Raw genomic sequence first — 26,556 nt, 5'->3', positions numbered from 1 at the left:
CAGAGGTGAGAGCGCATGACCGGGGTGTGGGTGCTGCTGGGCGTCCTGGTGCTCGGCGGGGTGGCGGGCGCGCTGTTGCAGGCGCGCAACGGCCGCATCAGGGCCGCGAAGGCGTCTGACGTGGCCAAGTTGCCGGAGCGCGTCTCCGCCACCCTCGCGCCCGAAGGCGTCACCCTGGTCCAGATCTCCACCACGTTCTGCGCGCCGTGCCGCCACACCCGCGTGATCCTGTCGGCGCTCGCGGAGAAGACCGACGGCCTCACGCACGTCGATCTGGACGTCACCGAGACCCCCGAGGTCGCCCAGGCACTTTCGGTATTGCGGACTCCGACGACGCTCGCCTTGACGCCGGACGGCCGGGAGGTCTTCCGCGTCGGCGGCGTTCCCCGAGGTCAGGAGCTTCTCGAAGCCCTGAAACCCCATCTGGCGAAAGCCTGATCCCGAATTTTGGGAAGCGTCCCAAGGTGTGAACACGGTTCCCAACCTGAGGGAGCTCTGCGTACCCTCGCACCCGTGAACAGGCTGCCCCGAACCTTGCTGACCCAGCGCCGCGCAGTGGATCTGTGCCGCGTTCGCAGCAGCCTGTGTCCGGCCTGCTGATCGCGCCTTCGATGCCGCCGCGCGTGCCCTGTCCGGCACGTGTCTCTCTTCCCTCTCGTTCGCAGGAGGATCCATGTCCGCAGGACCGGCCGTCGACCCCCGTGGTCCGCGTTTCGCCGCCATCCTGACGACGATCGTGCTCGCGGTCGTGCTCATCACCCAGTGGTGGCCACTGCTCGCGGCGCAGGCGGTGGTGTTCGCGATCGGCGCCTTCGTCGGCCTGAAGCCGGCGCCGTATTCCCTGGTCTACCGCTACCTGGTGGCGCCGCGGCTGGGACCGGCGACCGAACGCGAAGACGCCGCCCCGCTGCGATTCGCGCAGGCCGTCGGTTTCGTGTTCGCCGTCATCGGCACCGTCGGCTTCGCGGCGGATCTGACCGCGCTCGGGTTCGTCGCGACGGCGTTCGCGCTGTTCGCGGCCTTCCTCAACGCGGCGTTCAACTTCTGTCTCGGTTGCGAGATGTACCTGCTCATCAAGCGTTTCAGCCCCAGCCCTCGCGCGTCCTAACCCAGAAAGAGAGTCAGCTCCATGAGCCGTGAAGACGTCCTGGTCACCACCCAGTGGGCCGAGGAGAACCTGGACACCCCGGGTGTCGTGTTCATCGAGGTCGACGAGGACACGACCGCGTACGACAACGGACACATCCGCGGTGCGGTGAAGTTCGACTGGCGCAAGGACCTGCAGGACGGCGTCCGCCGCGACTTCGTCAACAAGGAGGGCTTCGAGAAGCTGCTCTCCGAGAAGGGCGTCTCGAACGACGACCGCGTCGTCCTCTACGGCGGCAACAACAACTGGTTCGCGGCGTACGCGTACTGGTACTTCAAGCTCTACGGCCACGAGAACGTGCAGCTGCTCGACGGCGGCCGCAAGAAGTGGGAGCTCGACGGCCGCGAGCTGAACTCGGAAGAGGTCAAGCGCGAGGCCACCACGTACAAGGCCAAGGAGCAGGACCTGTCGATCCGCGCGTTCCGCGACGAGGTCGTCCAGGCCATCGGCGGCAGCAACTTCGTCGACGTGCGCTCGCCCGACGAGTTCTCCGGCAAGCTGCTCGCCCCGGCGCACCTGCCGCAGGAGCAGTCGCAGGTCCCGGGCCACATCCCGGGCGCGCTGAACGTCCCGTGGGCGAAGGTCGCCAACGAGGACGGCACCTTCAAGACCGAGGAAGAGATCAAGGAGCTGTACTCCGACGAGGGCCTCGACGAGTCGAAGTCCACGATCGCGTACTGCCGGATCGGTGAGCGTTCGTCCATCGCGTGGTTCGCGCTGCACGAGCTCCTCGGCTACGACGCCGTGAAGAACTACGACGGTTCATGGACGGAATACGGCTCGCTCGTCGGCGTGCCGGTCGAGTTGGGAGCTAAGTGATGGCTGACGACAGCTGCGGCGCACCGGTCCAGGAGGCCACGCCCGCCGATTACGACACCCGCGGCCAGGTCGTGCTGGCCGGCAAGGTGACCGGCGCGGAAGGGCCCGTCGGCGGCGCCTTCGTGCGGTTGCTGGACGGCGGCGGCGACTTCACCGGCGAGGTCGTCTCGTCGGCGGACGGCGACTTCCGCTTCTACGCGGCCCCCGGCGACTGGACGGTGCGCGCGCTGCACCGCTCCGGCAACGGCGAAGCGTCCGTGACCGCTCAGGGTCCCGGCGTCCACCAGCTCGCCATCTCGGTCGCCTGACGACCACAAGTACAGGAAGGCCCCCTTCATTGCGCCTAGCGCCGTGAAGGGGGCCTTCCTGTACTTGTGGGCACTGCCACGGACCCTCAGCGGGCCCGTCCGGGCAGGTAGCGACTAAAGTGCGTGGCGTGGAGATCCTGTTTACGACCCTGCTGGTGCTCGCCGGCGTCGCGATCACCTGGTTCGCCGTGTACGTCGTCTACCGGCTTTACGCGGACCAGCGCTGACCGATGACGGCTAGCGGCGACGAGGCCATCCAGGCCGCGGAAAAGCGCGCGGAAACCACGCGCGACCGGAACCTTCCCCAGTTCGACGACATGCCCATCCCGGGCGACACCGCGAACCTGCGCGAAGGCCCGAACCTCAACGACGCCTGCCTGGCGCTGCTGCCGCTCGTCGGCGTGTGGCGCGGCGAGGGCGAGGTCGACTACCCGACCATCGACGGCCCGTACCGGTTCGGCATGCAGCTGACCATCGCGCACGACGGCCGCCCCTTCCTCACGCACGAGGCCCGCGCCTGGCTCCTCGACGAAGAGGGCAAGGTCATCCGTCCCGCCGCGCGGGAGTCCGGTTTCTGGCGTCCGCAGGCCGACGACACGATCGAGCTGCTGCTGACCCACAACACCGGCATCGTCGAACTCTTCTACGGCAAGCCCCGCGGCAAGGCCTCGGTTCCGGCCTGGGAGCTGGGCACCGACGCGGTCGTCCGCACTTCGACGGCCAAGGACGTCACGGCCTCGCAGCGGCTCTACGGCATCGTCAACGGCGAACTCGGCTACGTCGAGGAGCGCGCCATGATGGGCCAGGAACTCCAGCCGCACACGTCGGCGCTGCTGCGTCGCGTGGTGGGCTGACCTTCTCCCGTGCGGTGGCGTGCCTACGGCGAGCACGCCGCCCTGCTCGACTGTGATTCCCTGGCGCAGACGATCGCCGCGCACGCCGCTGTCTCGTCGGCACGCCCGTCCGGGATCGCCGAACTCGTGCCCGGCGCCCGCAGCCTGCTCGTGGTGGAAACCCCGGGCTCGGGCGCCCTCGCCGCCGTCCGCGATCTTCTGTCCGACGCGGACCTGGAACATCCTCCCGAAAGCGAATCCCGCGAGATCACCCTCGACGTCACCTACGACGGCGAAGACCTCGAACTCGTCGCGCGGGACGCCGGACTGTCCACTGAGGACGTCGTCCGGTCGCACACCGGCGCCGTCTACACCGTGGCCTTCACCGGGTTCGCGCCCGGTTTCGGTTATCTGACAGGGCTTCCCGAACCGCTCCAGCAGCCAAGACTGCCGTCTCCGCGCACTCGCGTTCCCCCGGGTTCGGTCGGGATCGCGGGCGAGTTCACCGGCGTGTACCCGCGCGTCTCGCCCGGTGGCTGGCGGCTGATCGGCCACACCCGGACCGTCCTGTTCGATCCCCGAGCCGAACCACCCGCGCTGCTCGCGCCCGGCGACCGCGTGCGGTTCCGGAGCGCCGGATGAGGGCACTCGAAGTGGTCCGGCCGGGTCCGCTCGCGCTGGTCCAGGACCTCGGCAGGCCCGGCTACGCGCATCTCGGCGTCCCGCCGTCCGGCGCGCTGGACGTCCCGGCGCTGCGGCTGGCCAACCGGCTCGCCGGCAACGACGAGGACGCCGCGGGCGTCGAGTGCCTGCTCGGCGGGCTGAGCCTGCGAGCGACGGCTTCCTGCACGATCGCGGTGACCGGCCCCGCCGTCGACGTCGAAGTCGACGGGCGCGCGGTCGGCTCGCACGTGCCGGTGTGGCTGGCAGGCGGCCAGGTCGTGACGATCGGCGCGCCCGCCACCGGTTTGCGGTGCTATCTGGCGGTTTCCGGCGGGATCGCGGTGGACGCCGAACTCGGCAGCCGGTCGCGGGACGTCCTTTCGGAGATCGGACCCGCTCCGCTGCGAGCGGGCGACGTCCTCCCGCTCGGCACGCCGTCCCCGCCCGGAGGCGCCGATGTCGTCCTGCCCACGGTCGCTCCGGCGTCGTTGGTCGTGCAGGTCGATCCGGGCCCGCGGGCGCACTGGTTCGAGAACCTGGCGGCCGGGCTCGCGAAGACGTGGACGGTGACGGCGGAATCGAACCGGGTCGGCCTCCGGCTCGACGGACCAGCGTTGACTCGCGACGCCGGATACGCCGAGCAGGAGCTGCCGAGCGAAGGCCTGCTGACCGGCGCCGTCCAGGTTCCGCCGAACGGGTTGCCGGTGGTTTTCCTGGCGGATCATCCGACTACCGGTGGTTATCCGGTGGCGGCGGTGGTGAGACGGGCGTCACTCCCGGCGCTCGCGCAGGCCCGTCCCGGAACCCTTCTCCGCTTTCACTCGTCCACGAGGATGTGGAACAGGTAAAGGTCGACGGTGGCACAGGTGTCATCGACACGAATTCGGTCCCTTCGCAGCCCGAACTCCCGCAGTCGCTGCGGATCGCGCTGGCCACCGGCCAGATGCGGCGCCCGCTCGGCGACACGCTCCGCCCGCTTCTCGCGCTGTTCGCCGACGGCGAGTACCAGGTCTCGGGCCCCGAACGGCTGGCCGAAGACCGCTACCTGACCCCGAGCGCCGACTGGCCGCCCGCCGACGTCTCGCGGGTCGGCTACTACCGGACGGCGATCAAGAGCGGGCACCGTCCGGTCGCGGTCGTGCTGGAGACCGCCGACGGGGCGGTGATCCTCGACGGGCACCACAAGATCGCGGCCTATCGCGAAGAAGCGATCCTGCCGCACCTGCTGATCATCAGTCAGCTCAACTGATCGCGTATTCGCTCTCGTACGCGGCTGCCAGTTCTGCGTGGATCGCGCTGGAGTCGGCGAGCGTGACGCCGTCGAGCGTGTGCACCCTGGTCAGCTTGCGGACCGACGAGGCGAGGAACAGCCCTTCACCCGCGGTGAGGTCCGAGACCTTCAGCGGCTCGACCTTGACCGACCAGCCCGCCCGCTCGGCGCCGCGGAACAGCGCCGCCTGCGTGGTCCCCGGCAGGATGCCGATGGTCGCCGGAGGCGTGTAGAGCGTCTTGTCCTTGGCGAGGACGACCGTCGAAGTCGGCCCTTCGAAGACGGAACCGTCGGCGGCGGTGAAAATCACATCGCTCGCGCCGCGGCGGCCCGCCTCCCGCAGCGCGGCCATGTTGACGCCGTACGAAATCGACTTCGCGCCGAGCAGCAGCCACGGCGCGCGCTCGGCGAGATCGGGCTCGATACCGCGTTCGAGGGTGACAGCCGCGACGCCTTCGACGCGGGCCCGCAGGACCTTCTCGTCGATCTCCACACCGAGCGCGAACCCGAACGGCTTCGCCTCGGGGTCACCGTCGATTCCCCTGGTGTACACCAGTTTCAGCGCGATTTCGGCGGTGCCGGACCAGTTGTCGATGACGACCTGCGCGGCGCGTTCCCAGTCCGCGAGGACCGGCTCCGGCAGGTCGAGCATGGCCGCGGAACGGGCCAGCCGCTCGAGGTGCGGGCGAAGTTCGCGGGGGCGTCCGTCGACGACGAGAATCGTCTCGAACACGCCGTCACCGCGAAGCAATCCGAGGTCGTCCACCCGCAGGTGAGCGGCTTCGGGGTCGGCCAGGGTCCCGTCGAGGAAGGCAAGCACGCGCATGGGGACACGGTACTCACTAGCATGGGTTTCATGCCCTACCGCTCCCCCTTGCTCGACCTTCCCGGACCGATCGCGGCACCCGACGGGCATCCGGAGGAGGGGGTCCCTTGGCATTGGGGAGACCCCTTCGCCGAGCAACGGACGGCGGCGCGCGGCGCGGTCGTGATCGACCGTTCGCACCGCGAGATCCTGGCCGTGACCGGGGAAGAACGGTTGTCCTGGCTGCATTTGGTGATCTCGCAGCACGTCACCGGACTCGCCGACGGCACCGGTACCGAGGCGCTCGTGCTGGACAGCCAAGGCCGCGTCGACACCCACATGGTCGTCGCACATTCCGGCGGCACGGTGTGGCTGGACAGCGACAAGGGCGCGATGGCCTCCAGCGCGTTGCCTTCCGGCGGCAAGCAGACGTTGCGCGAGTACCTCGAAGCGATGAAATTCTGGTCCAAAGTGGACATCCGCGATGTGTCGGGGGACCTGGCGCTGCTGACCGTCCTCGGCCCCGACGCGGACCGGGTGCTGGACTCCGTGGGTGTGTCGCTGGGCTCGGACGCGTACTCCGTCGCGCCGATCCCCGGCGGTTTCGCGCGGCGGATGCCGTGGCCGGGGCGGCACAGCGTCGACCTCGCCGTGCCCCGCGCCGAGCTCGCCGACTGGTGGCGCCGCCTGACCGACGCGGGCGCGCGCCCGGCGGGCAGCTGGACCTTCGACGCGCTGCGGGTCGAGTCGCTGCGGCCGCGGGTCGGGATCGACACCGACGAGCGCACGATCCCGCACGAGGTGAACTGGGTCGACTCCGCCGCGCACGTGGCGAAGGGCTGCTACCGGGGACAAGAGACCGTCGCGAAGGTCCACAACGTCGGACGGCCGCCGAGGTACATGGCGCTGCTGCATCTGGACGGTTCGCCGGAGATCACGCCGGAAACCGGCGACCCGGTGGTCCTCGGCGGCCGCACGGTCGGGCGCGTGGGCAGCGTGGTGCAGCACCACGAGCTGGGACCGATCGCGCTGGCACTGGTCAAACGCTCGACGCGACCGGGCGCGGAACTGCTGGTCGGCGCCGAGGACCGCGTCGTGCAGGCGGCCATCGACCCGGACTCGGTGCCGGGTGAGGCTCCCGCTCCGGGCCGGGAGGCCGCACAACGACTGCGGGGCTGACCTGGGTTTTCTTGTGGCATGGCCGCTGCCTGGTCCGTGAAGGCCTCCTTGAGGGACTCTGGGTCCCTCAAGGAGGCCTTCACGGACTTCGGGGGCGTCACTTTCGCCTCGGCTGCCTCGGCTGTCACAACGGCGTCGCGTGAAGGCCCCCTTGCCTCGGCTAAGCGCTGGAAACTCGGCCCTCACTCCTCACCAAGTACATGAAGGCCCCCTTCCCCACGTCACATGCGGCGAAAAGTCCCCTTCACCCCGCACTACAGTTGTCCACAACCCCGCCCACCTGTGGACAACCCCGCCGACCAGCACTTTTCCACCCCCACCCCCGGTAGACTGGACTTGGGGCCGCCCCCGGGACGGGTGGGGGGCGCGCTCTGGAAGGGACCGAAAGTGCGGTAGCGCGGCGGAGGGTGTCGGTAGGGGCAGAGATCCTTGTGGTATCGCTCCCTGCGGAACATTTCGGCGTGAGCGCGATAAGCTACGCGCGTGATCGAAGTCCGGCCCGGTGGTCGCCGTCGTATCGACCGCGTGCTCGGCCCTGGGTATCTCAGCGACCTCGGCGAGCTGACTCTCTCCGTGCTGCGCGAGCGCCGTGACGAGGCCGCGCAGGAGGAGACAGACCTGTCGTACCTGCGGCGTCTGCTGCACGCGCGGATCGACATCGTGCGGGCCGAGCAGGAGCGCCGGAGTTCGGGCGGCGAGAGCAGTGTCGTCGAGCGGCTGGCCGCGATCCTGGCGGACAACGCGATCGGCCCGGCCACGGGTTCCGGCAGGCATCAGCGGCTGGAGCCGTCCCGCGCGGGCGAGCACCGGCGCTTCGCCGAGGCGCTCATCGGCGACACGGATCTTTCCGACGTCAGCACCCTCTCGGACGAGAAGCTGCTCAACGCGCTCAACCGGTACGCCGACGAAGAGGTCTCGGTCTCCTCGTACCGCCGCGAGGTGCAGGGCGTGATGGACACGATCAACGCCGAGATCGCGACCCGCTACCGCAAGGGCACGGCGTCCGTCGACGACCTGCTCGACACCGAACGCGGCGGATCCGAGTGACGAATCCCGTCCTGGTCGAGGTCGTCCGATCCGGCTTCGTCGAAAGCACGCACCGCGGCGCGCTCGTGATCACGGCCCCGGACGGGTCGGTCCGGTTCTCCGCGGGCGACATCGAGCGCCCGGTCTACCCGCGCTCGTCCAACAAACCGCTCCAGGCCGTCGGGATGCTGCGCGCCGGCCTCACGATCGACGACGAGGACCTCGCGCTGGGCTGCGGATCGCACAACGGCGAGCCCGGCCACGTCGACGGCGCCTTGTCGATGCTTTCCCGCGCGGGCCTGACCGAGGACGCGCTGGCCTGCCCGCCCGCCTTCCCGCTGCACGAGCCGAGCATGCTGGCCGTCGCCGCGGCGGGGAAACGCCGCGCCGCGATGAACTGCTCCGGCAAGCACGCCGCGATGCTCACGACCTGCGCCCAGCTCGGCTGGCCGACCGAGGACTACGTGTCCACGGCGCATCCGCTGCAGAAGATGATCGAAGCCACCGTCGCCGACCTCACCAGCGAGAAGATCGAGACGGTCGGAGTCGACGGCTGCGGAGCCCCGCTGTTCGCGTTCTCCCTCACCGGCCTCGCCCGTTCCTTCGGCAGGCTGGTCACCGCGATGGGCGGACCGGATCGCCGGGTCGCGGACGCCGTCCGCGCGCATCCCTGGCAGGTCGCGGGCACCGGCCGCGAGGACACCGTGCTGATGCGGAGTGTGGAAGGCCTGCTCTCGAAGGGCGGCGCCGAGGGCGTGCACGCGTTCGCCCTCCCGGACGGCACCGCGCTCGCGCTGAAGATCGACGACGGCGCCGCGCGGGCACGGATCCCGTTGCTGCTCGCGACCCTGCGTCATCTCGGCATCGACCCGGGTGACGAGGCGGGCGGCCTCGCGCGCGACGCGGTCTCGGGCGGCGGGAAACCGGTCGGCGAGCTGCGGGTCACCGCGGGACTCTTCGGCTAGTTCGCGCGTTCCCGCGCGGCCAGGTCTCCCCAGAAGTCCCGCAGGTCGGCGAACAGTTCCGCCAGCTCGTCGACGTTGCCGGTGCGGAGCGCGTCGAGGATGTCGTGCACCTCTTCAGCGGTCGTGTCGGCCTGCAGGATCGAGTCGGCGAAGAGCTGGACGAGTCCGCCGTAGTCGAGTTCGACCGCGGAGCCGGGGTGGAAGCTGTCGAGCCAGCGTCGCGTTTCGAGCAGCACCCGGCCGGGTGCTGAGTCACCGAAGGTCGCTTCGAGCAGGTCACCGACCTCGCGGGCGCGATGCCGCGCGTCGGCGATGGAGACCCGCCAAGACACCTCGCGCTCGGGGTCGTGGCGCCCCTTGCCGAGTTTGACCCGGCGCATCCCGGGGTCGAACAGCACGAACCACGGAAGCGGGACGGTCCACGTCGTCGAGAGCGTGTGCGACGCCGAAGCGGACAGATCGCCGATGGCGGACTTCGCCCGCGAGCGGATCATGTCGAGCGAAGCGCCCCCGGCGTCGAGCACCGCGTTCTTCAACGCCGGATGCGCGTCGCCGAGGAAGGTCACCAGCGCGGCGGCCGAGCGGGCGCGGATCTCCATCGGGCAGATCAGCGGTCCCGGACCGGCGTCGCCGTGCTCACCCTCCGACACGTCTTCGGGGTCCAGGACGAGCACGTCGGTGACGAGGCTGGGCGCGGCCCTGCCGTCCGCGAGTTCGGCGGGCAACAGCCGTCCGACGTGCTGTGACTTGAGCCACAGTGCCTGCTCGCGCGTCCCCGCGGCCGAACGATCGAGCCGGGCCGCTTCGACGGCCTCGAGCAGGCGTTCGTCCGGCGGGTCCCCCAGCGCGAGCAGGGGCTCATAGACGCGGAGATAAGCCGCGAACGGACGGGGCACAGGAGCATCGTGGCACGCCGACCTGCGACTATCGCCACCGACCGGCCGGTAACCGGCGTTCGGTGAACACTGTCGCCACCGGCACACCGTGCCACGTCGCATCCAACCCCCCAGACACGGTACGGTGTCAGCAGGAAATAATTGTCGAGACGATGCGGGGCCGCCGATTCCCCCGGCCGCCCCGCCCCTGTGCGAGGGGGTCGAGCCATGGGGCGCGGCCGGGCTAAGGCCAAGCAGACGAAGGTGGCGCGCGAGCTCAAGTACAGCTCGCACGAAACCGACTTCGATGCTTTGCAGCGCGAGCTGTCCAGTAGTTCCTCGGAAGACAGGCACGAGGACGACAAGCGGTACGACGACGACCCGTACGACGGGTACGACGAATACCGCCGCTGAGCAACGCGTGACACGCGAGGGTGGATCCGGGTTCTTCCCGGTGACCACCCTCGCGTGTCGCGTGCTGCCCAAAATATGGAGAGAGGTGCCATGTCTGACGTAGCGCGAGTAGGTGTCATCGGAGCCGGGCTCATGGGCTCGGGCATCGCCGAGGTGCACGCACGAGCCGGTCTGGACGTGATCGTCACCGAGGTGAATCAGCCCGCGCTGGATTCCGGGCGGGCGCGGATCGAGAAGTCGCTGCAACGCGGCGTCAAGAACGGGAAGCTCTCGCAGGAAGACGCCGACGCGGCGCTCGGTCGGCTCCGCTTCACCACCGAGATCGGCGAGTTCGCCGACCGCGACCTCGTCATCGAGGCCATCCTGGAACAGGAGCAGGCCAAGGTCGAGGTGTTCCGGTCGCTGGACAAGATCGTCGAGCGTGAGGACGCGGTGTTCGCGTCCAACACCTCGTCGATCCCGATCATGAAGCTCGGGATGGCGACCGACCGCCCGCAGCAGGTGGTCGGCATCCACTTCTTCAACCCGGTCCCGGTGCTGCCGCTCGTCGAGCTGGTGCCCTCGCTGCTGACCAGCGAAGACACCGCCCGCCGTGCGGAAGAGCACGCGACGACGGCGTTGAGCAAGACGGTGATCCGGTCGCAGGACCGCGCCGGGTTCATCGTGAACTCGCTGCTCGTGCCGTATCTGCTTTCGGCGATCCGGATGATCGAGTCGGGCTTCGCGTCGGCGGAGGACATCGACCGCGGCATGGAGCTGGGCACCGCGCACCCGATGGGCCCGCTGCGGCTGTCGGACTTGATCGGCCTGGACACCATCAAGGCGATCGCGGACTCGATGTACGCCGAGTTCAAGGAGCCGCTGTACTCCTCGCCGCCGCTGCTGCTGCGCATGGTCGACGCCGGCCTGCTCGGCAAGAAGACCGGCCGCGGGTTCTACAGCTACTCCTGACCCACCCTTTTCCTGCGCGTTCAGTCCTCTGGCAATGGCGGATCGCGGATCTTCGGTGGCGCGTTCAGCCGGCGAAGCGGCACACCTAGACTTGGAGGCGTGGGACAGGGGCAGCTGCGCGCGGGTCTGGTCGGGGCGGGTCCATGGGCGAAGACGGTGCACGCACCGGGTCTCGCCGATCACCCCGGAACCACGTTGAGCACGGTCTGGACCAGGCGTCCCGAAGCCGCGAAAGAGCTGGCTGACGCACACGGCGCCCAGGCCGTCGACAGCTTCGAGGAGCTGCTCGACCAGGTCGACGCTGTCGCGTTCGCCGTGCCGCCCGCCATTCAGGCGGAGCTGGCGGTCAAGGCGGCCGAAGCGGGCAAGCACCTGATCCTGGAGAAGCCGATCGCCGCGGATCTCGACGGCGCGAAGCGGCTCGCGGACGCTGTCGAAGCCGCCGGCGTAGCCGCGCTCGTGGTCCTGACCTTGCGTTTCTCACCGATGACCCGCGAATGGCTCGACGGCATCAAGGAGACCGGCGGCTGGCGGGGCGGCGGGGCGCGGTGGCTTTCGGGCGCGCTGCTCGGCGGGCAGTACCAGTCCTCGGCGTGGCGGCACGACTCCGGAGCGCTCGCCGACATCGGCCCGCACGCTTTCGACTTGCTGGACGCGGCGCTCGGTGAGATCACCGAGGTGCTCGCCGCCGACCGGACCGATGACGATCTGTGGCAGTTCCTGTTCGCCCACGCGGGTGGCGCGACCAGTACGGCGACCCTGTCGCTGCGGCTGCCGATCCAGCCGACGGTCGTCGAAGTGGCCGTTTACGGCGAGCACGGCTATCGCACTCTGGGCCGGAAACCGGGGTCGGCCGGAGAGTCGTACACCGCGCTCCTGGACGATTTCGCCGCGATGGCGGCGAGCGGGACGACGTCCCACCCGTGTGACGTGCGTCGCGGGCTGCACCTCCAGAAGCTGATCGAACGCGCACGCGAGCTCGCCGGACACGGCAAGTAGTACACAGGTCACTCACAAGGCTTTTCCTTGTGCGATAACGCCTTCTTCCGGTTACTTCGCGGCCATCCACAGAGTTGTCCACAGGTTCCTTTGTGGACGGTCCCCAGCATGGGAAACCCTTTTCCGCTACCGGAAAAGATCACCTCTTAGAGAGCTCGCTCCGCCATGCCGAGCCGATCTTGTGATGCGAAGGTGATCTTGGGCGCTCCGGAAAGGAAGGCCATGGGTGAGCTGCTCCGCGCTTTCGGCGCGATGATCCCGTTGGCGATCACCGCGTTTCCGTACGCATTGCTCGGCTGGCCGCTGCTCGCGGCGCACCGGTGGCGAAGACAAGCCGACCGCTTCACCGCGTCCGCGACCGCCGCCGTGGACATGACCCTCGCGTTGACCTGCTTCCTGGTGTTGTGCCTGGTCACGATGCCGGTGACCGGCGCACAGGGCAGCAGGCTGAACCTCTTGCCCGGCACCGACCTGCGCCTCGCGCTGAACGACGGCGCCAATCTCTGGCAGGCACTGGGCAACTTGCTCCTGCTGAGCCCGCTCGGCGCCCTGCTCCCGGTGCGTTCCCGCCGTCTGCGGTCGCTGATCCGGATCGCGCTGGGCGCGCTGGCCCTCTCGGTGCTGGTGGAGGGTACGCAATATCTGATACAAGCGGGCCGGGTCACCTCCGCCGACGACGTCCTGCTGAACACGCTGGGCGCGGTGGCGGGAGCCGCGTTGAGCAAACGGCTTTGGCACCGCCTGGACGTCCGGCCGCCGGTGAAGATCCCGGCGCAGGTCCGGCGGGTGTGCGACGCGCCCGTCCGGATGCGGGTCCCGAGGTCGGTGTGGGACGAGCGGTATTCGAGCATCGCGCATCCGCAGCGGCGGTAAACCGCTTGCCCCTCGTGCGAAGGTAGGTGCGAAAGCCCTTCCGACAGAGAAGAGGGATGCCTCATGCCTGACGCCTTCAGCGGCGTCGGCACGAGCTAGCCGGCGCCTACGCCAGCTCCAGCACGCACGCGGGTCTTCCCGTGTGTCTCTTCTTCTTGCCCGAAAGGCTTTCCACCAGTGCATTCCGAGACCATTCGTGCTCTCCAGTCCTACATCCGCACCACCGCGGCCAAGTTCCGCGAGACCGAGCGGATCGGGCCGTTCCTGGCCACGTACTACGTCGAGGCCGCCAGCCCGTTCCTCAACTACGCGATCCCCGACGACGGCGCCGTCCCCACGCACGACGACATCGCCGGACTCACGAAGGCGTTCCGCGAGCGCGGGCTCGTGCCTCGTCTGGAGTTCCTGACCGAAGCCGTTCCCGCGGCCGAAGCCGTGCTCGTCGAGTGCGGTTACACGCTGGAACGCCGGGTTCCGCTGATGATCTGCACGCCGGAGCAGGTCGTCGCCCAGCCGGACCCGGCCGGGATCAGCCTGGTCGCCCCGAAGACCGCCGGCGAGCTCCGGAAGATGATCCGGGCGCAGAACCTGGCGTTCGGGGAAACCGACCCCGATCAGCACCTCGACCCTTCGCCGGATCAGCTGAGCGGCGAGACCATGTCGGTGATGGCTGTCGACGAAAACGGCGACGTCGTCGGCGGCGGGGTCGCGACCGCGATCGTCGACGGCGCGACCGAGGTCGCGGGCATCGGCGTGCTGGAGCGGTACCGGAGCCGCGGGATCGCGGCGGCGATGACGGAGTACCTGACGCGGGAGGCTCACTCCCGCGGCGGCCGGTCGGTGTTCCTGACACCGGGCGCCGGGCAGGCGGAACGCGTCTACGGCCGGGTCGGTTTCAAGACCGCGGCCGAATGCGTGCACCTGTCAGTCGTCTGAATAGCCGCCGCGGCGTGACTTCTTGACCTCGCCGCGGCGCTTCTTCGAGGCCAGGCGGCGTTCCTTCGAACCTCGTGACGGTTTGGTGGGACGCCGCTTGGCGGCGGGTGGCGCCGACGCGTCCAGCAGCAACATCACCAGCCGGGCCCGCGCGGCTTCCCGGTTCATCAGCTGGGATCGGTGTTCGGACGCGGCGATCGTGACGACGCCTTCGACCAGACGCGACGAAAGCCGGTCCAGCATCCGGGCCCGGAGATGGTCCGGGACGGACGCCGAACCGGCCACGTCGAAGGACAGTTCGACCCGCGAGTCCGTGGTGTTCACGCCCTGCCCACCCGGACCCGACGACCGGGAGAACCGTTCGCTCAATTCGGCGCCCGGGATCACGAACCGGGTGCCGACCACCACGTCATCAGCCACGGATCCAGTGTGACATCCGGGCCCAAGCCGTTAAATCAGAAGCGAGGGTGGTCGCCCGACAGCACGGCACGCGGGCCGTCCGGGTCCTCCGCGGGCTGCACGTCGCCGAGGATCCACGCCGGCACGTGCCGCGCGGTCAGCATCGCGAGCGCGCGGTCGACGTCGTCGGGGCCGACGATCGCGACCATGCCGACGCCCATGTTGAACGTCTTCTCCAGTTCGGCGCGCTCGACCTTGCCGCGGTGACCGACCAGCGCGAACACCGGCGCCGGGGTCCAGGTGCCGCGTTCGAGCCGCGCGACCAGGCCGCGCGGCATGACCCGGGCGAGGTTCTGCTCCAGCCCGCCGCCCGTGACGTGCGCGAACGTGCGGACTTCGGCCTCGGCGGCCAGCGCGAGGCAGTCCTTCGCGTAGATCCTGGTCGGCTCCAGCAGCTCCTCGCCCAGCGAGCGGCCGAACTCCTCGACGTGCCCGTCGAGCGGCATGCGCGCGATGTCCAGCAGCACGTGCCGGGCGAGCGAGTAGCCGTTGGAGTGCAGGCCGGACGAACCGAGCGCGAGGACGACGTCGCCGGGGCGGACCCGCTCCGGGCCGAGCACCTTCGACGCTTCGACGACGCCGATGCCGGTGCCGGAGAGGTCGTAGTCGTGCTCGCCCATCAGGCCGGGGTGCTCCGCGGTCTCGCCGCCGAGCAGCGCGCAACCCGCCTGGACGCAGCCTTCGGCGATGCCGCCGACCAGCGCCGCGATCTTCTCCGGCACGACCTTGCCGACGGCGATGTAGTCCTGCATGAACAGCGGCTCGGCGCCGGTGACGACCAGGTCGTCGACGACCATCGCGACCAGGTCGATGCCGACGGTGTCGTGCTTGTCGAGCGCCTGCGCGACGGCGATCTTGGTGCCGACCCCGTCGGTCGACGAGGCCAGCACCGGCTCTTTCCACTTGTCCAGCTTCAGGGAGAACAGCCCGGCGAAACCGCCGACCCCACCCATCACCTCGGGCCTGGTGGCCCTCTCGGCGTGTGGTTTGAGCAGCTCGACGGCTTTGTCACCGGCGTCGATGCTGACGCCGGCGGCGGCGTACGTGGCGCTCGTGGACTCGCTCACGGAAGCGGACTCCAACTCTTGGAAGAAAGGACTAGGGACGCCGGATGGCGTCTTCAGCACCGTACCCGGCAGGGCTGACGGGCTTCGCCGCGCCATTGACCGAGTCCAGGCTCTCCAGCAGGTGCTTCCCGATCAGCGCGTCCTCGGGGAGCGCGATCGGGTACTCGCCGGAGAAGCAGGCGGTGCACAACCGCGACTTCGGCTGCTCCGAAGCCGCGACCAGTCCGTCCAGGGAGATGTAGCCCAAGGTGTCCGCGCCGATCGAGCGGCGGATGCCGTCGAGGTCGACGCCGTTGGCCACCAGTTCGGCGCGGGACGCGAAGTCGATCCCGTAGAAACACGGCCAGCGGACGGGCGGCGAGGCGATCCGGACGTGCACTTCGAGCGCGCCCGCCTCCCGCAGCATGCGGACCAGCGCGCGCTGGGTGTTGCCGCGGACGATGGAATCGTCGACCACGACCAGCCGCTTGCCGCGGATGACGTCGCGCAGCGGGTTCAGCTTCAGCCGGATGCCCAGCTGGCGGATGGTCTGCGACGGCTGGATGAAGGTGCGCCCGACGTAGGCGTTCTTCACCAGGCCGGTGCCGTAGGGAATGCCGGAACCCTGCGCGTAACCGATGGCGGCCGGGGTGCCGGATTCGGGCACCGGCATGACCAGGTCGGCGTCGGCCGGATGTTCGGCGGCGAGTTTGCGGCCGATCTCGACGCGGGTCGCGTGCACGCTGCGCCCGGCGATCGAGGTGTCGGGGCGCGCGAGGTAGACGTACTCGAAGACACAGCCCTTGGGCTCGGGGTTCGCGAACCGTGAGGAGCGCAGGCCCTCGGCGTCGATCGCGATGAGCTCGCCGGGCTCGACCTCGCGGACGAACGACGCGCCGCAGATGTCCAGCGCGGCCGTCTCGCTCGCGACCACCCAGCCGCGTTCGAGCCTGCCGAGCACCAGCGGGTGGACGCCGTGCGGGTCGCGCGCGGCGTACAAGGTGGACTCGTCGGCGAAGACCAGGCAGAACGCGCCCTTGAGGGTGGGCAGCAGTTCGAGCGCGGCGGCTTCGATGCCCTTGTCGGCGGCGTTGGCCGCGAGCAGCCCGCACACCAGGTCGGAGTCGCTGGAAGAACCGGTCAGGCCGGCGTGCGGCTTGAGACCGGCTTCGACCGTGCGATCACGCAGCTCGGCGGTGTTGACCAGGTTGCCGTTGTGCGCGAAGGACAGTCCGCTGCCGGTGGCGGTGGTGCGGAAGATCGGCTGCGCGTTCTCCCAGATGGTCGCGCCGGTGGTCGAGTAGCGGCAGTGCCCGACGGCGATGTGTCCCTGCAGTGACTGCAGGACCTGCTCGTCGAACACCTGGCTGACCAGGCCGAGATCCTTGAAGACGACGATCTGCGAACCGTCGGAGACCGAGATTCCGGCCGCTTCCTGGCCGCGGTGCTGAAGTGCGTAGAGCCCGTAGTAGGTCAGCTTCGCGACCTCTTCTCCGGGCGCCCAGACACCGAAGACACCGCATTCCTCGCGGGGTTCCGGATCGGGCTGGTCGGTCACGGGCTGTCCGGCGGGGGACGGGTCGGAAACCACCGAGGTGCTCCCAGGGAGGAAAGAGGGCAGGCCGCCACCAGTGTAAACGGTGAGCCGGAGATCAACGCGCCGCGCGACGTGGCACTGGACACGCTTCGAGCTGGGGTTGCAACGTGACCGTGAGTGACGGGCAGGTGTCAAGGCCCGGCACTCACGACCCCCGACCAGCCGACCGCTCCCCCTCGACAGAGGCGGTCGACTGTGCTTAGGAGGATTTCAGCTCGCAGCGAGCCACTTGGAGGTGCCGCCGCGGCCGGGAACCCAGCATCCCTTGGACGCGGTCTCCGGAAGGTACAGCGAGCCGGGTGTCCGCTCGTCCGGCAGCGCGAGCAGTGCCGTCAGCACCGTCGCGGCGTCGCCGGCGGACCGCCACAGCCAGACGTCGGGTTCGAGGATGTCCTCCTCGGTACCCGGCATGCGGGTCGCGACGACGTCGTCCTCGGCGTTGAGCCGGACCACGTCCACCACGTTGTCGTGGACCCGGACGCCGACCACGGCGATGACCTCGCCGTTCGCGTCGCACGGGTGCACGAACTGGTATCCGCGGTGGATCAGTTCCTGCAGGCCGCTTTCGATGTCGGTGATTTCCGCGGTGATGGTGTCACCTGAGAACGTCATCGAATTCGCCGTCCTTGGCGCCCGCGAGGAACGCGGCCATCTCGGCCTGCGTGTAGATCAGCGCCGGCCCGGCCGGGAAGCGCGAGTTGCGCATCGCGATCTCGCCGGAGGCGAGCGGTGCCACCTCGACGCAGTTGCCGATGGCGTTGCTGTAGCTCGCTTTGCGCCACTGCGCACCGGTAAGACGATCGGCCGGGATGCCGTTGTCGAACTGTTCAGCCATGGTCCCCACCTTCCCCGACGAGAGAACTTCGGGCGATGCATCTGCATGTGCATTTGCCTGTGATCCCAAAGTTAGCACGTGTGACTGCAACGGTAAATGCACGTGCAGAAGTTTCTGCAGAATTCGCGTGCAGTGATGACTCAGGCCCTCTTTCGTACCACCAAAGCGTGATCGCCACAGCCACCATCGAGTGACCAACTACTGTTCGTGGCGGGATTTTCGGGCGCACACAAGAAAAACCCAGCCGTCACCGGGACGGCGGGTAACCCCACAACGGTGAGTGACTCAGATTTCCGCGCGGCGCTTCATCAGCATCTGGCGGCTGCGGTCCGGCGTCTCCGCGTCGACCGCGAGCATGTCCAGCGCCCGGCTGTACCGCTCGATCTCGTCGCGCTTGTCGATGTAGTGCGCGCCGGTCAGGTACTCGGTGTAGGCGATGTTCGGCAATTCCTCTTCCGCGAACCTGAGCAGCGAGAACGCGCTGTCGGCGGAATACCCGCTCCGGTCGAACGGGAGGATCTGCACCGAGATGTTCGGCTGCTGGATCATCTCCAGCAGGTAGTCGAGCTGGCCCTTGAGGATCTCGCGGTCGCCGATCGGCCGGTGGAGCACCGACTCGTCGAGCACCAGCCACAACCGCGGCGCGTCCGGCCGCGAGAGCATCTTCTGCCGCCGCATCCGCAGCGCGACCCGGCGGTCGATCTGCTCGTTGACCATGTCCTTGCGGCCGTGGCTCATGATCGCCCGCGCGTAGTCCTCGGTCTGCAGCAGGCCCGTGACGTACAGCGGCTCCCAGACCTGGATCCGGGCCGCGGCCTCTTCGAGCCCGACGAGGTCGTTGAACCAGCTCGGCATCAGGTCGCCGTAGCGGCGCCACCAACCCGGCTCGTTCGACTCCTTGACCATGTCGAGGAACTGTTGCCGCTCACCGGGATCGGTCATCCCGTACATCGTCAGCAGATCGGCGACGTCGCGTTCCTTGAAGCCGACGCGGCCGAGTTCGAGACGGCTGATCTTCGACTCGGAGCCGCGGATGCTGTAGCCGGCCTCCTGGCGCGTGATGCCCGCGTCCTCGCGCATCCGCCGGAGCTGGGACCCCAGGATCATCCGCCGCGCGGTGGGACCCAGGGACTGCTCACCGCCGGACGGGGTGACCGCGTTCATCGACCGGGGACCTTTCGTACGACAACACTCGCCAGGGGAACAAGCCGATTACTGAAAGTACACGTTTGGGCCTCGACACGACAGGCATGGCTCGGTTTACCGGTCGCGTACGTGGTTCTACTCTACGTAGAGCCCGAGACTTCCGACACAGTTTTGTGAGGTTCAAGATGCCCGACGCCCCGACGCGGACGGAACGAGTGCCAGTGGGTGTCGACCCGACCCGGGCCAGCATCGCCCGGGTGTACGACGCCTTCCTGCTCGGCAAGGACAACTACGAGATCGACCGGGAGGTCCTGCACAAGGTCCAGCAGGCCGCTCCCGAAGCGCAGGATCTGGCGACCGAGAACCGCGGCTTCCTGATCCGGGCGTGCCGGTTCATCGCCAGCCAGACGGGCATCACCCAGTTCCTCGACCTGGGATCCGGCCTGCCGACGGCGGAGAACACGCACCAGGTGGTCCAGCGGATCAACCCGGAGATCAAGGTCGTCTACGTCGACAACGACCCGGTCGTCCTCGCGCACGGGCGCGCGCTGCTCGAGGAGAACGAGAACACCCACTTCGTCTCGGACGACATCTTCGAGCCGGAGCGGATCCTGGAGAACCCGGACATCCTCAGGCACATCGACTTCACCCAGCCGATCGCGTTGCTGCAGCTGGGCACCCTGCACCACTTCAGCGGGGACAAGGACCAGCCCGCCAAGATCATGAAGAAGTACATCGACGCGCTGCCGTCGGGTTCGTACGTGGCGATCTCGCACTTCTCCGACCCGGAGGACGAGTTGTCCCAGGTCGCCCGCAAGATGGAGGACTTCTTCATCCACAGCCCGATGGGCTCGGGCACCTTCCGCACCAAGGCCGAGATCGAGGAGCTGTTCCACGACCTCGAGATGGTCGAGCCCGGCGTCGAGCTGTGCGTCGACTGGTGGCCGGACGGCCCGCGGATCAAGGAGCTCAACGCGGCTCAGCGGACCATCTCGGGTGGCATCGGCCGCAAGGCTTAAGACCGCCCTCCGGCGTGTCATGAAAGGGTCTTTCAGGACGTTTCTTGTCCTGAAAGACCCTTTCATGACATCCGAAAACACCTTCAGAGGCGAACCAGCGGCAGCCAGCGGGCCAGATCGGCCCTGCTCCCGGAGGCGGTGACCCGCCCCGACCCGACGGCGTCGGCCCAGCCGAGCCGCCCGGTCGCCAGTTCCAGCCACGTGCGCGGATCCGTCTCGACGACGTTCGGCGGCGTCCCGCGCGTATGGCGCAATCCTTCGACACACTGCACAGCCGCGAACGGCGGCACCCGCACTTCGACACTCTTCCCCGGGGCGTCCGAGGCCAGCGTCCGCAGGCTCAGCCGCACCGCCGCGGCCAGCTCGGACCTGGCCGGATCCGGACCGGATCCGCTCAACCAGGGGGAAATCGCCGTGATCGCGGCACGTAACTCAGCGGGGTCGACCGAACGCGAAGAGGCCATGGGAGAACAGTAGAGTGAGCGCGAACAAACCTTCAGGCACCCGGAACGTGGGGATGGCGATGGCGCAGCGGGACGAGGCGGATCGGTTGGCGTCGAGCCCGGCGGGCAAGCGGAAACCGGGCAAGCCGAAGATCACCGAAGAGATGCGCGCGAACGCCAAGGCCAACCCCAACAGCTGGCTTTATGTCATCGACGAGGCCTTCGACCCCGACGGCCCGGTGCCGTCCTGGGCGGTCGTCGGCGCGTACCCGGTGAACGGCGGCGGCGAGATCGTCGAGGACTTCCATCCCAACGACCGCTACCGGCCCTCGCCCAAGGCGCTCGGCTTCCCGGAGCCCCGCAACGAGCTCGAACAGCTCCTCCAGCTGGTGCGCACGAACCACCGCCCGGCCGCCGACCTGCCGCGCGTCTTCCTCGACTCGACGCTGTTCGTCTACGCCCTTTCGCCGGTCCAGCGCACGGTGATCGGCTTCCACAACATCGACGGCCAGGTGCTGGTGCCGGCGTACACGGCCAAGACGCTGGTCCCGCGCGAATGGCCGCACGCCCGCGCGGTGCTGGGCCGGGACATGGTCCCGCTGCTCGCCGGGCACCCCGTGACGCTCAATCCCCACGATCGGCTCACCGCGATCATCCCCTCGGAGCACCTCGACAAAGCCCTTTCGGACGAGCGTCGTTAGGACCCGATTAACCCACTCGGCCCAATTTATTCAGGCCGAAAGCAACTCTTTCGGGTGATGTTCGAGTCGCTGATTCCCTTTTCCCGAGGGATCGTGACGACGTGATGAGTCGCAGAGTGTGTTCGAAAGGCTGGGGGGCCGTCCTCGCGGCGGGGGTTCTGCTGCTCGCGCAGACCCCCGCCGTCGCACGTGAAAGCGGGCCCAGATACGACGGGGCCGAGGAGCATTACGCCGGTTCTCAGATCGCGCTGAACGAAGGTGCCGGCGTGTCGGCGGGGCCGCTGTACGGCGGCGAAGCCCAGACACTCGGCCACGACGTCAGCGGGCATCAAGGCGACGTCGACTGGCCCGCCGCGGCCCGGACCGGCGCGAAGTTCGCCTACGTGAAGGCGACCGAGGGAACCGGCTTCGTCAATCCGCGGTTTCCCCAGCAGTACAACGGTTCCTACGACGTAGGCATGATCCGCGGCGCGTACCACTTCGCGCGTCCCGACGTCTCGGACGGCGCCTCGCAGGCGCACTATTTCGTCGACCACGGCGGCGGCTGGTCCGGCGACGGCAAGACGCTGCCGGGCGCGCTCGACGTCGAGTACAACCCGTACGGCGAAACCTGTTACGGCAAGACGCCCGGGCAGATGGTGGAGTGGATGGCGTCGTTCGCCACGGCCTATCTGCACCGCACCGGGCGGCATCCGGCGATCTACACGTCGACGAGCTGGTGGAAGCGCTGCACCGGAAACAGCAACGTGTTCTCGCAGAACCCGCTCTGGATCGCGCGCTACAACACGGAGATCGGGGAGCTGCCCGCGAGCTGGAAGACGCAGACCATCTGGCAGTTCTCGAACAAGGGTGACCTGCCCGGCGATCAGAACTGGTTCAACGGCGCGCAAGATCGCGTGCGCGCCTTGTCGCTTGGCTGACACCCGGCGCCGGCCGGGGGTTACAAGATCACAGAACACCGTCAACATGGAAATGAAAATCACCCACGCGTAGTACCAATTTCACGGAAGTTAGTGACAAACCCGGCACCCGTCGTCAACAATCGTGCCCGGACGGCTACCACCTGCAAGTTAGCCGTCCTCAGCGAGGGTTATCCGTGAAGGGATTGTCGTATGCGCACTTCCCGAAGAATCGCCATCGCCGTCGGCTCCGCGCTGCTCCTGCTCAGCAGCGCGGTCCAGGCGTCGGCCGCCCCGTCCCCCGAGGTCATGTCGATCGAACAGGACCTTCAGCAGAACGACCACACGATCGGATCGCAGATCCGGCGCGTGGAAGGCGACACCTCCACCCCCGAGTCCAAGGAGAAGGCGGCCCGGCCGCAGCCCGAGGCCGGCGTGCTCGCGACGGTCGCGGGCATGGACGTCGCCAGCTACCAGGGCAATGTCGACTGGGCCAGCTGGTGGAACCAGGGCAAGCGCTTCGTGTGGACGAAGGCCACCGAAGGCACGAGCTACAAGAACCCGTACTTCGCGCAGCAGTACAACGGTTCGTACAACCAGGGCTTCATCCGCGGCGCGTACCACTTCGCCCTGCCGAACGTCTCCGGCGGCGCGGCGCAGGCGGACTACTTCGTCAACAACGGCGGAGGCTGGTCCAAGGACGGCAAGACACTGCCGGGCGCGCTGGACATCGAGTACAACCCGTACGGCGCCACCTGCTACGGCCTGAGCCAGTCGGCCATGGGGGCGTGGATCCGGGCGTTCCACGACCGCTACCAGCAGCGCACCGGCCGCTGGCCCGTCATCTACACCTCGACGAACTGGTGGAGCACCTGCGTCGGCTCGACGCAGAACTTCGGCGGCACGGTCCCGCTGTGGATCGCGCGGTACGCGTCTTCCGTGGGCGCGCTGCCCTACGGCTGGGGTTTCTACACCGTGTGGCAGTACACCTCCAGCCCGCTCGACCAGAACACCTTCAACGGCGCCTACGACCGCTTGCAGGCACTGGCCAACGGCTGAGCTGCGCATTCCGTGAAGAAGCGGCTCCCCGCCTCGGCGGGGAGCCGCTTCGGCGCGCGGGGTACCTTCCGGGGCAGAATGCCCCGAAACCCCTGGCACGGGCGGATCCGGAACCAGCGCTGACCGCCGGTCGTCTGATCTGAAGCCTCAGGCCCCAGTACGGAAGGCGAGACCGATGACCTACCCACCCCAGCCAGGCCAGCCCTACGGCCAGGACCCCCAGGGACAGCAGCCCGGTGGCTGGGACCAGACCCAGCAGTACGGTCAGCCTCAGCAGTACGGACAGCAGCCGCAGCAGGGCTGGGATCAGACCCAGCAGTACCAGCAGCAGCCGCAACAGCAGGGCTGGGACCAGACCCAGCAATACCCGCAGCAGCCGCAGCAAGGCTGGGACCCCAACGCGCAGCAGCAGGGCTGGGACCCGAACAACCCGGGCTACCCGCAGGGTTACGGCGGCCCGCCCACGCCGCCGAAGAAGAGCAAGACCGGCCTGATCATCGGGATCGTGATCGGCGTGGTCGTGCTGATCGCCTTCGGTGTCACCGGGTTCGTCGCGCCGGGCTTCCTGCTCTCCAAGGACGAAGGCAACAACACGGCCGCGCCGCCGCCCTCGTCCGCGCCCGAGCAGGCGCCGACCTCCGCTCCGAAGAGCAGCCCGAAGTCGAGCGCGCCCAAGAGCAGCCCGAAGAGCACCGAAAGCGGTGGCACGGGCTCCGAAGGCAACCCGAAGGGCGTCCAGAACCTCAAGGACTTCCTGGCGAAGGTGAGCGCGGGCGACAAGGCCGGCGCGATCTCGCTGGTCTGCGAGGACATGAAGGCGACCATGGGCGACTCGATCGACATCATGGCCCCGGCGCCGTCGCAGCTGGAGGTCACCTCGACCGCAGGCATCGGCGACGGGTTCGTCACCGGCGACATCGAGGGCACGGTCAAGGGCAAGAAGGTCAGCGGGTCGGGGATCTCCAAGGACGACAACCCGGACAAGTCCTTCTGCGTCCGCAACTTCTTCGTATTCTGAGCGAATGAAGCGGTTGCTCCGGTCCCCGACGCTCCGCTCCCCGTTGCTCTGGACGTTCGTCGCTTCGCTCGTCCTCCTGCTGGCCGTGGGCGGCTGGTTGCTGACCGATCCGGCGACCAGCCGCAGCGAGGCGCTGAAGACCGGCGGTATCGCCGGCGGCGCCATCGTCGCGCTCTACGCGTTGTGGCTCAACGACCGGCGGCGCCGGGTCGAGGAGCGACGGCAGGAGGTCGAGCGGCAGCGGCAGGAACTCGAACTGCGGCGAGCCGACCAGGACCGGGACCGGATCTCGGACGAACGGTTCGCGAAGGCCGTCGAACTGCTCGGGCACGACGCCGACCAGGTGCGGGTGGGGGCGATGCACGCGCTGGCGGGGCTGGCCCGCGGGCGGGCGGTCTACCGGCAGACCGTGCTGGACATCCTGTGCTCGTACCTGCGGCGGCCGTTCGAACATCCGCGGTACGACGAAACCGCGAAACCGGGCAGGGACGATTCGGCGGTGAAGGCGACCGCGGAGCAGGACCAGGAACTCCAAGTGCGGCAGACCGCGCAGCGGTTGATCGGCGAACTGCTCCCGGCCGCGGATTCCGAGGACACGCCCGCGTACGACCTCGATCTGACCGGCGCGGTGCTGGAGTATTTCGACCTGTCGGAGCGGAAGGTCGGCAAGCTGCTGCTCCGGTACGCCGGTCTGTACAGCAGCACCAACCTATCCGGTTGCGTGTTCCGCGGACCGGTGTACCTGACCGGAGCGGGAGCGGTCACGAAGAAGCGGATCGGCTTCTTCCGGTGCAACGAAGCCAAGTTCGAGCAGCGCGCGTGGTTCAGCGGGGTGCGGTTCTCCGAAGACGCCGAGTTGCGCGGGACGGTGTTCGCGGGCGAGACCTCCTTCAAGGACAGCGTCTTCGCGAAGAACGCCGTGTTCGCCGGCGCGAAATTCGGGAAGACGCTGGATCTGCATCGCGCGCGGTTCGAGAGCTTCGCGGATCTGGGTTTTGGTGAGCCGCCCGGCACGGTGTCGCTGTACAACACGATGGTGGAACCGTCGAGGGACCACGCGCTCCCGGCGGGCTGGTCCGTCGAGACCCTGCCCGACGGCCGGACCCGGCTCGTGATGAAGGACTGATGAGACGACTGATCAGGTCACCGCTGCTGTGGACGTTGCTGTCCTCGGTCGCGGTGCTCGTCGGGGTCACCGCCTGGCTGCTCACGGATCGCGCGACGAGCCGCGGGGACGCGCTCAAGACCGGCGCCCTCGCCGGGGGCGCGATCGCCGCGCTCTACGGACTTTGGCTCAACGACAGGCGGAGGCGCACCGAGGAGGACCGGCACGAGATCGAACGCAGCCGGATCTCCGACGAACGTTTCGCCAAGTCGATCGAACTGCTGGGCAACGAAGCCGACCAGGTCCGGGTCGGGGCGATGCATTCGCTCGCGGGGCTGGCGAGGACGCGTCCGGAGTACCGGCAGACGGTGCTCGACGTGTTGTGCGCCTACCTGCGGCGGCCGTTCGAGCACCCGAAATTCGACATCGCAGCGGGCAAGCAGATCGAATGGAGCGACGAGGAGAAGGCGGCTGCGGAACGCGAGCGGCTGGTCCGGCGCGCGGCCGAACGGCTGATCCGAGACATCCTTCCCCACGCCGGGACCACCGGGCCGACGCTTTCGCTCAACCTCAGCGACGCCCGGCTCGACAAGCTCGGGCTGCTCGGCAGGCGGGTCGGCTGGTTCGGCGCGGACCGCTGCGAGGTGCTGACGTATCTCGACCTCACCGACGCCCAGCTCTCCGGGAAGTTCCTGCTGGAGAACGTGACGATCCACGGCGAATTCGAGCTCACGAGGGCGCGGTTCGAACGGAAGGTGTCGCTGGCCGGCACGGTCGTCGAAACCGCTGTCGACTTCAGTCTCGCTACTTTCGCGGAGCCGCCGTCGCTGGAGGGCGCGAAGTTCGCGGAGGGGACGACTTTGCCGCTTGTGAGTGGTAAGGACGGTTAGGGCCAGCCGTGGCGTCCAACCAGACACCCGTGTCGTCCGTCTGATCACAGGTGCCGTCCACCCAGTCACGCGAAAGCACCGAGCCGGCTCCGGCCTCATCGCAAGTCCGTGAAGGTGGCCTTCACGGCAGCGGCACCGCGGGGCACAAGGTGGTCGTGAGTGGTAAGCGACGTCAGAACGACATGTCTGAGTTCAGGACATCGTGAACAGTTGATGTTTCAGGACATCGTGAACACTTGACCGGCCTGTCGGCGTGGTGACCAGGGGGTTCGTGGT

The 26,556-nt window shown here is 68.5% G+C and carries 32 protein-coding genes; 23 read left to right on the top strand and 9 right to left on the bottom strand.

The annotated features are described in order from the left end of the window. The first annotated feature begins 15 nt into the window (after positions 1-15). The 8 genes from AB0N89_RS30080 to AB0N89_RS30045 all read left to right on the top strand — a co-directional run bounded on the left by AB0N89_RS30080 (position 16) and on the right by AB0N89_RS30045 (position 5,019). On the top strand, positions 16-438 hold the full coding sequence (locus tag AB0N89_RS30080) for a thioredoxin family protein (RefSeq protein WP_364211242.1): 423 nt from the start codon (positions 16-18) through the stop codon (positions 436-438). Between the two features lie 235 nt (positions 439-673). Next, positions 674-1,108 carry a DUF4395 domain-containing protein gene (locus tag AB0N89_RS30075; RefSeq protein ID WP_364211239.1) on the top strand — a complete coding sequence of 145 codons (435 nt, stop codon included), beginning with the start codon at positions 674-676 and terminating at the stop codon, positions 1,106-1,108. Positions 1,109-1,129: 21 nt separating this feature from the next. Then, positions 1,130-1,966 carry a sulfurtransferase gene (locus tag AB0N89_RS30070; RefSeq protein WP_364211236.1) on the top strand — a complete coding sequence of 279 codons (837 nt, stop codon included), beginning with the start codon at positions 1,130-1,132 and terminating at the stop codon, positions 1,964-1,966. Beyond that, the gene (locus AB0N89_RS30065) at positions 1,966-2,274 is read left to right on the top strand and encodes a DUF1416 domain-containing protein (protein WP_167406447.1); all 309 of its coding nucleotides are present in this window, start codon (positions 1,966-1,968) and stop codon (positions 2,272-2,274) included. Before AB0N89_RS30070 ends, AB0N89_RS30065 begins: the two co-directional genes overlap by 1 nt. Positions 2,275-2,504: 230 nt before the next feature. Beyond that, positions 2,505-3,128: an FABP family protein gene (locus tag AB0N89_RS30060; RefSeq protein ID WP_364211233.1), complete on the top strand. Its 624-nt coding sequence runs from the start codon at positions 2,505-2,507 to the stop codon at positions 3,126-3,128. Positions 3,129-3,137: 9 nt separating this feature from the next. Next, positions 3,138-3,749 carry a 5-oxoprolinase subunit PxpB gene (pxpB, locus tag AB0N89_RS30055; RefSeq protein ID WP_364211230.1) on the top strand — a complete coding sequence of 204 codons (612 nt, stop codon included), beginning with the start codon at positions 3,138-3,140 and terminating at the stop codon, positions 3,747-3,749. After that, positions 3,746-4,618 carry a biotin-dependent carboxyltransferase family protein gene (locus AB0N89_RS30050; protein ID WP_364211227.1) on the top strand — a complete coding sequence of 291 codons (873 nt, stop codon included), beginning with the start codon at positions 3,746-3,748 and terminating at the stop codon, positions 4,616-4,618. Before pxpB ends, AB0N89_RS30050 begins: the two co-directional genes overlap by 4 nt. Beyond that, positions 4,606-5,019 (top strand): hypothetical protein, encoded by a 414-nt coding sequence (locus tag AB0N89_RS30045; protein WP_364211224.1) that lies wholly within the window; start codon positions 4,606-4,608, stop codon positions 5,017-5,019. The genes AB0N89_RS30050 and AB0N89_RS30045 overlap by 13 nt, the downstream gene beginning before the upstream one ends. Here AB0N89_RS30045 and AB0N89_RS30040 read toward each other — a convergent pair. Further along, positions 5,012-5,866 (bottom strand): aminodeoxychorismate lyase, encoded by an 855-nt coding sequence (locus AB0N89_RS30040; RefSeq protein WP_364211221.1) that lies wholly within the window; start codon positions 5,864-5,866, stop codon positions 5,012-5,014. The genes AB0N89_RS30045 and AB0N89_RS30040 overlap by 8 nt on opposite strands. 30 nt (positions 5,867-5,896) lie before the next feature. Here AB0N89_RS30040 and AB0N89_RS30035 point away from each other — a divergent pair, with 30 nt between their 5' ends. From AB0N89_RS30035 to AB0N89_RS30025, 3 genes are all read left to right on the top strand, one after another. Further along, positions 5,897-7,024, top strand: coding sequence for a folate-binding protein (locus AB0N89_RS30035; protein ID WP_364211218.1), 1,128 nt, complete (start codon positions 5,897-5,899; stop codon positions 7,022-7,024). A 483-nt stretch (positions 7,025-7,507) separates the two neighbouring features. Then, complete coding sequence (locus tag AB0N89_RS30030) at positions 7,508-8,071, top strand: hypothetical protein (protein ID WP_005152640.1); 564 nt, start codon at positions 7,508-7,510, stop codon at positions 8,069-8,071. Beyond that, positions 8,068-9,015, top strand: coding sequence for an asparaginase (locus AB0N89_RS30025; protein WP_364211216.1), 948 nt, complete (start codon positions 8,068-8,070; stop codon positions 9,013-9,015). The genes AB0N89_RS30030 and AB0N89_RS30025 overlap by 4 nt, the downstream gene beginning before the upstream one ends. Here the strand turns inward: AB0N89_RS30025 and AB0N89_RS30020 are convergent. Then, positions 9,012-9,911 carry a hypothetical protein gene (locus tag AB0N89_RS30020; RefSeq protein WP_364211213.1) on the bottom strand — a complete coding sequence of 300 codons (900 nt, stop codon included), beginning with the start codon at positions 9,909-9,911 and terminating at the stop codon, positions 9,012-9,014. The two genes, AB0N89_RS30025 and AB0N89_RS30020, sit on opposite strands and share 4 nt — an antisense overlap. 207 nt (positions 9,912-10,118) lie before the next feature. On the opposite strand from AB0N89_RS30020, the gene AB0N89_RS30015 reads away from it, so the two are divergent. The 5 genes from AB0N89_RS30015 to AB0N89_RS29995 all read left to right on the top strand — a co-directional run bounded on the left by AB0N89_RS30015 (position 10,119) and on the right by AB0N89_RS29995 (position 14,063). Continuing rightward, positions 10,119-10,304 (top strand): DUF3073 domain-containing protein, encoded by a 186-nt coding sequence (locus AB0N89_RS30015; RefSeq protein WP_007032561.1) that lies wholly within the window; start codon positions 10,119-10,121, stop codon positions 10,302-10,304. A gap of 90 nt (positions 10,305-10,394) precedes the next feature. Continuing rightward, the gene (locus AB0N89_RS30010; RefSeq protein ID WP_364211210.1) at positions 10,395-11,255 is read left to right on the top strand and encodes a 3-hydroxybutyryl-CoA dehydrogenase; all 861 of its coding nucleotides are present in this window, start codon (positions 10,395-10,397) and stop codon (positions 11,253-11,255) included. 99 nt (positions 11,256-11,354) lie between these two features. Then, positions 11,355-12,254 (top strand): Gfo/Idh/MocA family oxidoreductase, encoded by a 900-nt coding sequence (locus AB0N89_RS30005; RefSeq protein WP_364211207.1) that lies wholly within the window; start codon positions 11,355-11,357, stop codon positions 12,252-12,254. 222 nt (positions 12,255-12,476) lie between these two features. Further along, complete coding sequence (locus tag AB0N89_RS30000) at positions 12,477-13,127, top strand: VanZ family protein (protein WP_364211204.1); 651 nt, start codon at positions 12,477-12,479, stop codon at positions 13,125-13,127. A 177-nt stretch (positions 13,128-13,304) separates the two neighbouring features. Next, entirely contained in the window at positions 13,305-14,063 is a 759-nt protein-coding gene (locus tag AB0N89_RS29995; RefSeq protein ID WP_364211201.1) for a GNAT family N-acetyltransferase, read from the top strand. Here AB0N89_RS29995 and arfB read toward each other — a convergent pair. The 6 genes from arfB to AB0N89_RS29965 form a co-directional block, all read right to left on the bottom strand. After that, the gene (arfB, locus tag AB0N89_RS29990) at positions 14,052-14,483 is read right to left on the bottom strand and encodes an alternative ribosome rescue aminoacyl-tRNA hydrolase ArfB (RefSeq protein WP_364211198.1); all 432 of its coding nucleotides are present in this window, start codon (positions 14,481-14,483) and stop codon (positions 14,052-14,054) included. The genes AB0N89_RS29995 and arfB overlap by 12 nt on opposite strands. Before the next feature lie 35 nt (positions 14,484-14,518). Then, the gene (gene purM, locus AB0N89_RS29985; RefSeq protein ID WP_364211195.1) at positions 14,519-15,589 is read right to left on the bottom strand and encodes a phosphoribosylformylglycinamidine cyclo-ligase; all 1,071 of its coding nucleotides are present in this window, start codon (positions 15,587-15,589) and stop codon (positions 14,519-14,521) included. Positions 15,590-15,620: 31 nt separating this feature from the next. Continuing rightward, entirely contained in the window at positions 15,621-17,159 is a 1,539-nt protein-coding gene (gene purF / locus AB0N89_RS29980; protein WP_191256498.1) for an amidophosphoribosyltransferase, read from the bottom strand. A 216-nt stretch (positions 17,160-17,375) separates the two neighbouring features. Next, positions 17,376-17,777: a hypothetical protein gene (locus AB0N89_RS29975; protein WP_364211192.1), complete on the bottom strand. Its 402-nt coding sequence runs from the start codon at positions 17,775-17,777 to the stop codon at positions 17,376-17,378. Further along, positions 17,761-18,000, bottom strand: a complete 240-nt coding sequence (locus AB0N89_RS29970; protein WP_276365122.1) for a DUF397 domain-containing protein — start codon at positions 17,998-18,000, stop codon at positions 17,761-17,763. The genes AB0N89_RS29975 and AB0N89_RS29970 overlap by 17 nt, the downstream gene beginning before the upstream one ends. Positions 18,001-18,285: 285 nt before the next feature. Continuing rightward, the gene (locus AB0N89_RS29965; RefSeq protein WP_364211189.1) at positions 18,286-19,164 is read right to left on the bottom strand and encodes a helix-turn-helix transcriptional regulator; all 879 of its coding nucleotides are present in this window, start codon (positions 19,162-19,164) and stop codon (positions 18,286-18,288) included. A 203-nt stretch (positions 19,165-19,367) separates the two neighbouring features. On the opposite strand from AB0N89_RS29965, the gene AB0N89_RS29960 reads away from it, so the two are divergent. Continuing rightward, positions 19,368-20,165: an SAM-dependent methyltransferase gene (locus AB0N89_RS29960; RefSeq protein ID WP_364211186.1), complete on the top strand. Its 798-nt coding sequence runs from the start codon at positions 19,368-19,370 to the stop codon at positions 20,163-20,165. Between the two features lie 83 nt (positions 20,166-20,248). Here AB0N89_RS29960 and AB0N89_RS29955 read toward each other — a convergent pair whose 3' ends face one another. After that, on the bottom strand, positions 20,249-20,629 hold the full coding sequence (locus AB0N89_RS29955) for a sterol carrier family protein (RefSeq protein WP_364211183.1): 381 nt from the start codon (positions 20,627-20,629) through the stop codon (positions 20,249-20,251). Between the two features lie 53 nt (positions 20,630-20,682). Here AB0N89_RS29955 and AB0N89_RS29950 point away from each other — a divergent pair, with 53 nt between their 5' ends. The 6 genes from AB0N89_RS29950 (at position 20,683) to AB0N89_RS29925 (ending at position 26,280) form a co-directional block, all read left to right on the top strand. Next, positions 20,683-21,309: a type VII secretion system-associated protein gene (locus AB0N89_RS29950; protein WP_364211320.1), complete on the top strand. Its 627-nt coding sequence runs from the start codon at positions 20,683-20,685 to the stop codon at positions 21,307-21,309. A 104-nt stretch (positions 21,310-21,413) separates the two neighbouring features. After that, positions 21,414-22,229: a lysozyme gene (locus tag AB0N89_RS29945; protein ID WP_364211317.1), complete on the top strand. Its 816-nt coding sequence runs from the start codon at positions 21,414-21,416 to the stop codon at positions 22,227-22,229. A 192-nt stretch (positions 22,230-22,421) separates the two neighbouring features. Beyond that, complete coding sequence (locus tag AB0N89_RS29940; protein ID WP_364211180.1) at positions 22,422-23,267, top strand: lysozyme; 846 nt, start codon at positions 22,422-22,424, stop codon at positions 23,265-23,267. A 175-nt stretch (positions 23,268-23,442) separates the two neighbouring features. Continuing rightward, positions 23,443-24,285 (top strand): Twin-arginine translocation protein TatA, encoded by an 843-nt coding sequence (locus AB0N89_RS29935; RefSeq protein WP_364211177.1) that lies wholly within the window; start codon positions 23,443-23,445, stop codon positions 24,283-24,285. A gap of 4 nt (positions 24,286-24,289) precedes the next feature. Next, positions 24,290-25,411, top strand: coding sequence for a pentapeptide repeat-containing protein (locus tag AB0N89_RS29930; RefSeq protein ID WP_364211174.1), 1,122 nt, complete (start codon positions 24,290-24,292; stop codon positions 25,409-25,411). Next, entirely contained in the window at positions 25,411-26,280 is an 870-nt protein-coding gene (locus AB0N89_RS29925; RefSeq protein ID WP_364211171.1) for a hypothetical protein, read from the top strand. Before AB0N89_RS29930 ends, AB0N89_RS29925 begins: the two co-directional genes overlap by 1 nt. Positions 26,281-26,556: the final 276 nt, after the last annotated feature.

This window comes from Amycolatopsis sp. NPDC089917, assembly GCF_040684635.1.
In the GTDB taxonomy this organism is placed as follows: Bacteria; Actinomycetota; Actinomycetes; order Mycobacteriales; family Pseudonocardiaceae; genus Amycolatopsis.
The sequence above is the reverse complement of the archived record's forward strand: the minus strand, read 5'-3'. Positions and strand labels throughout refer to the sequence as shown.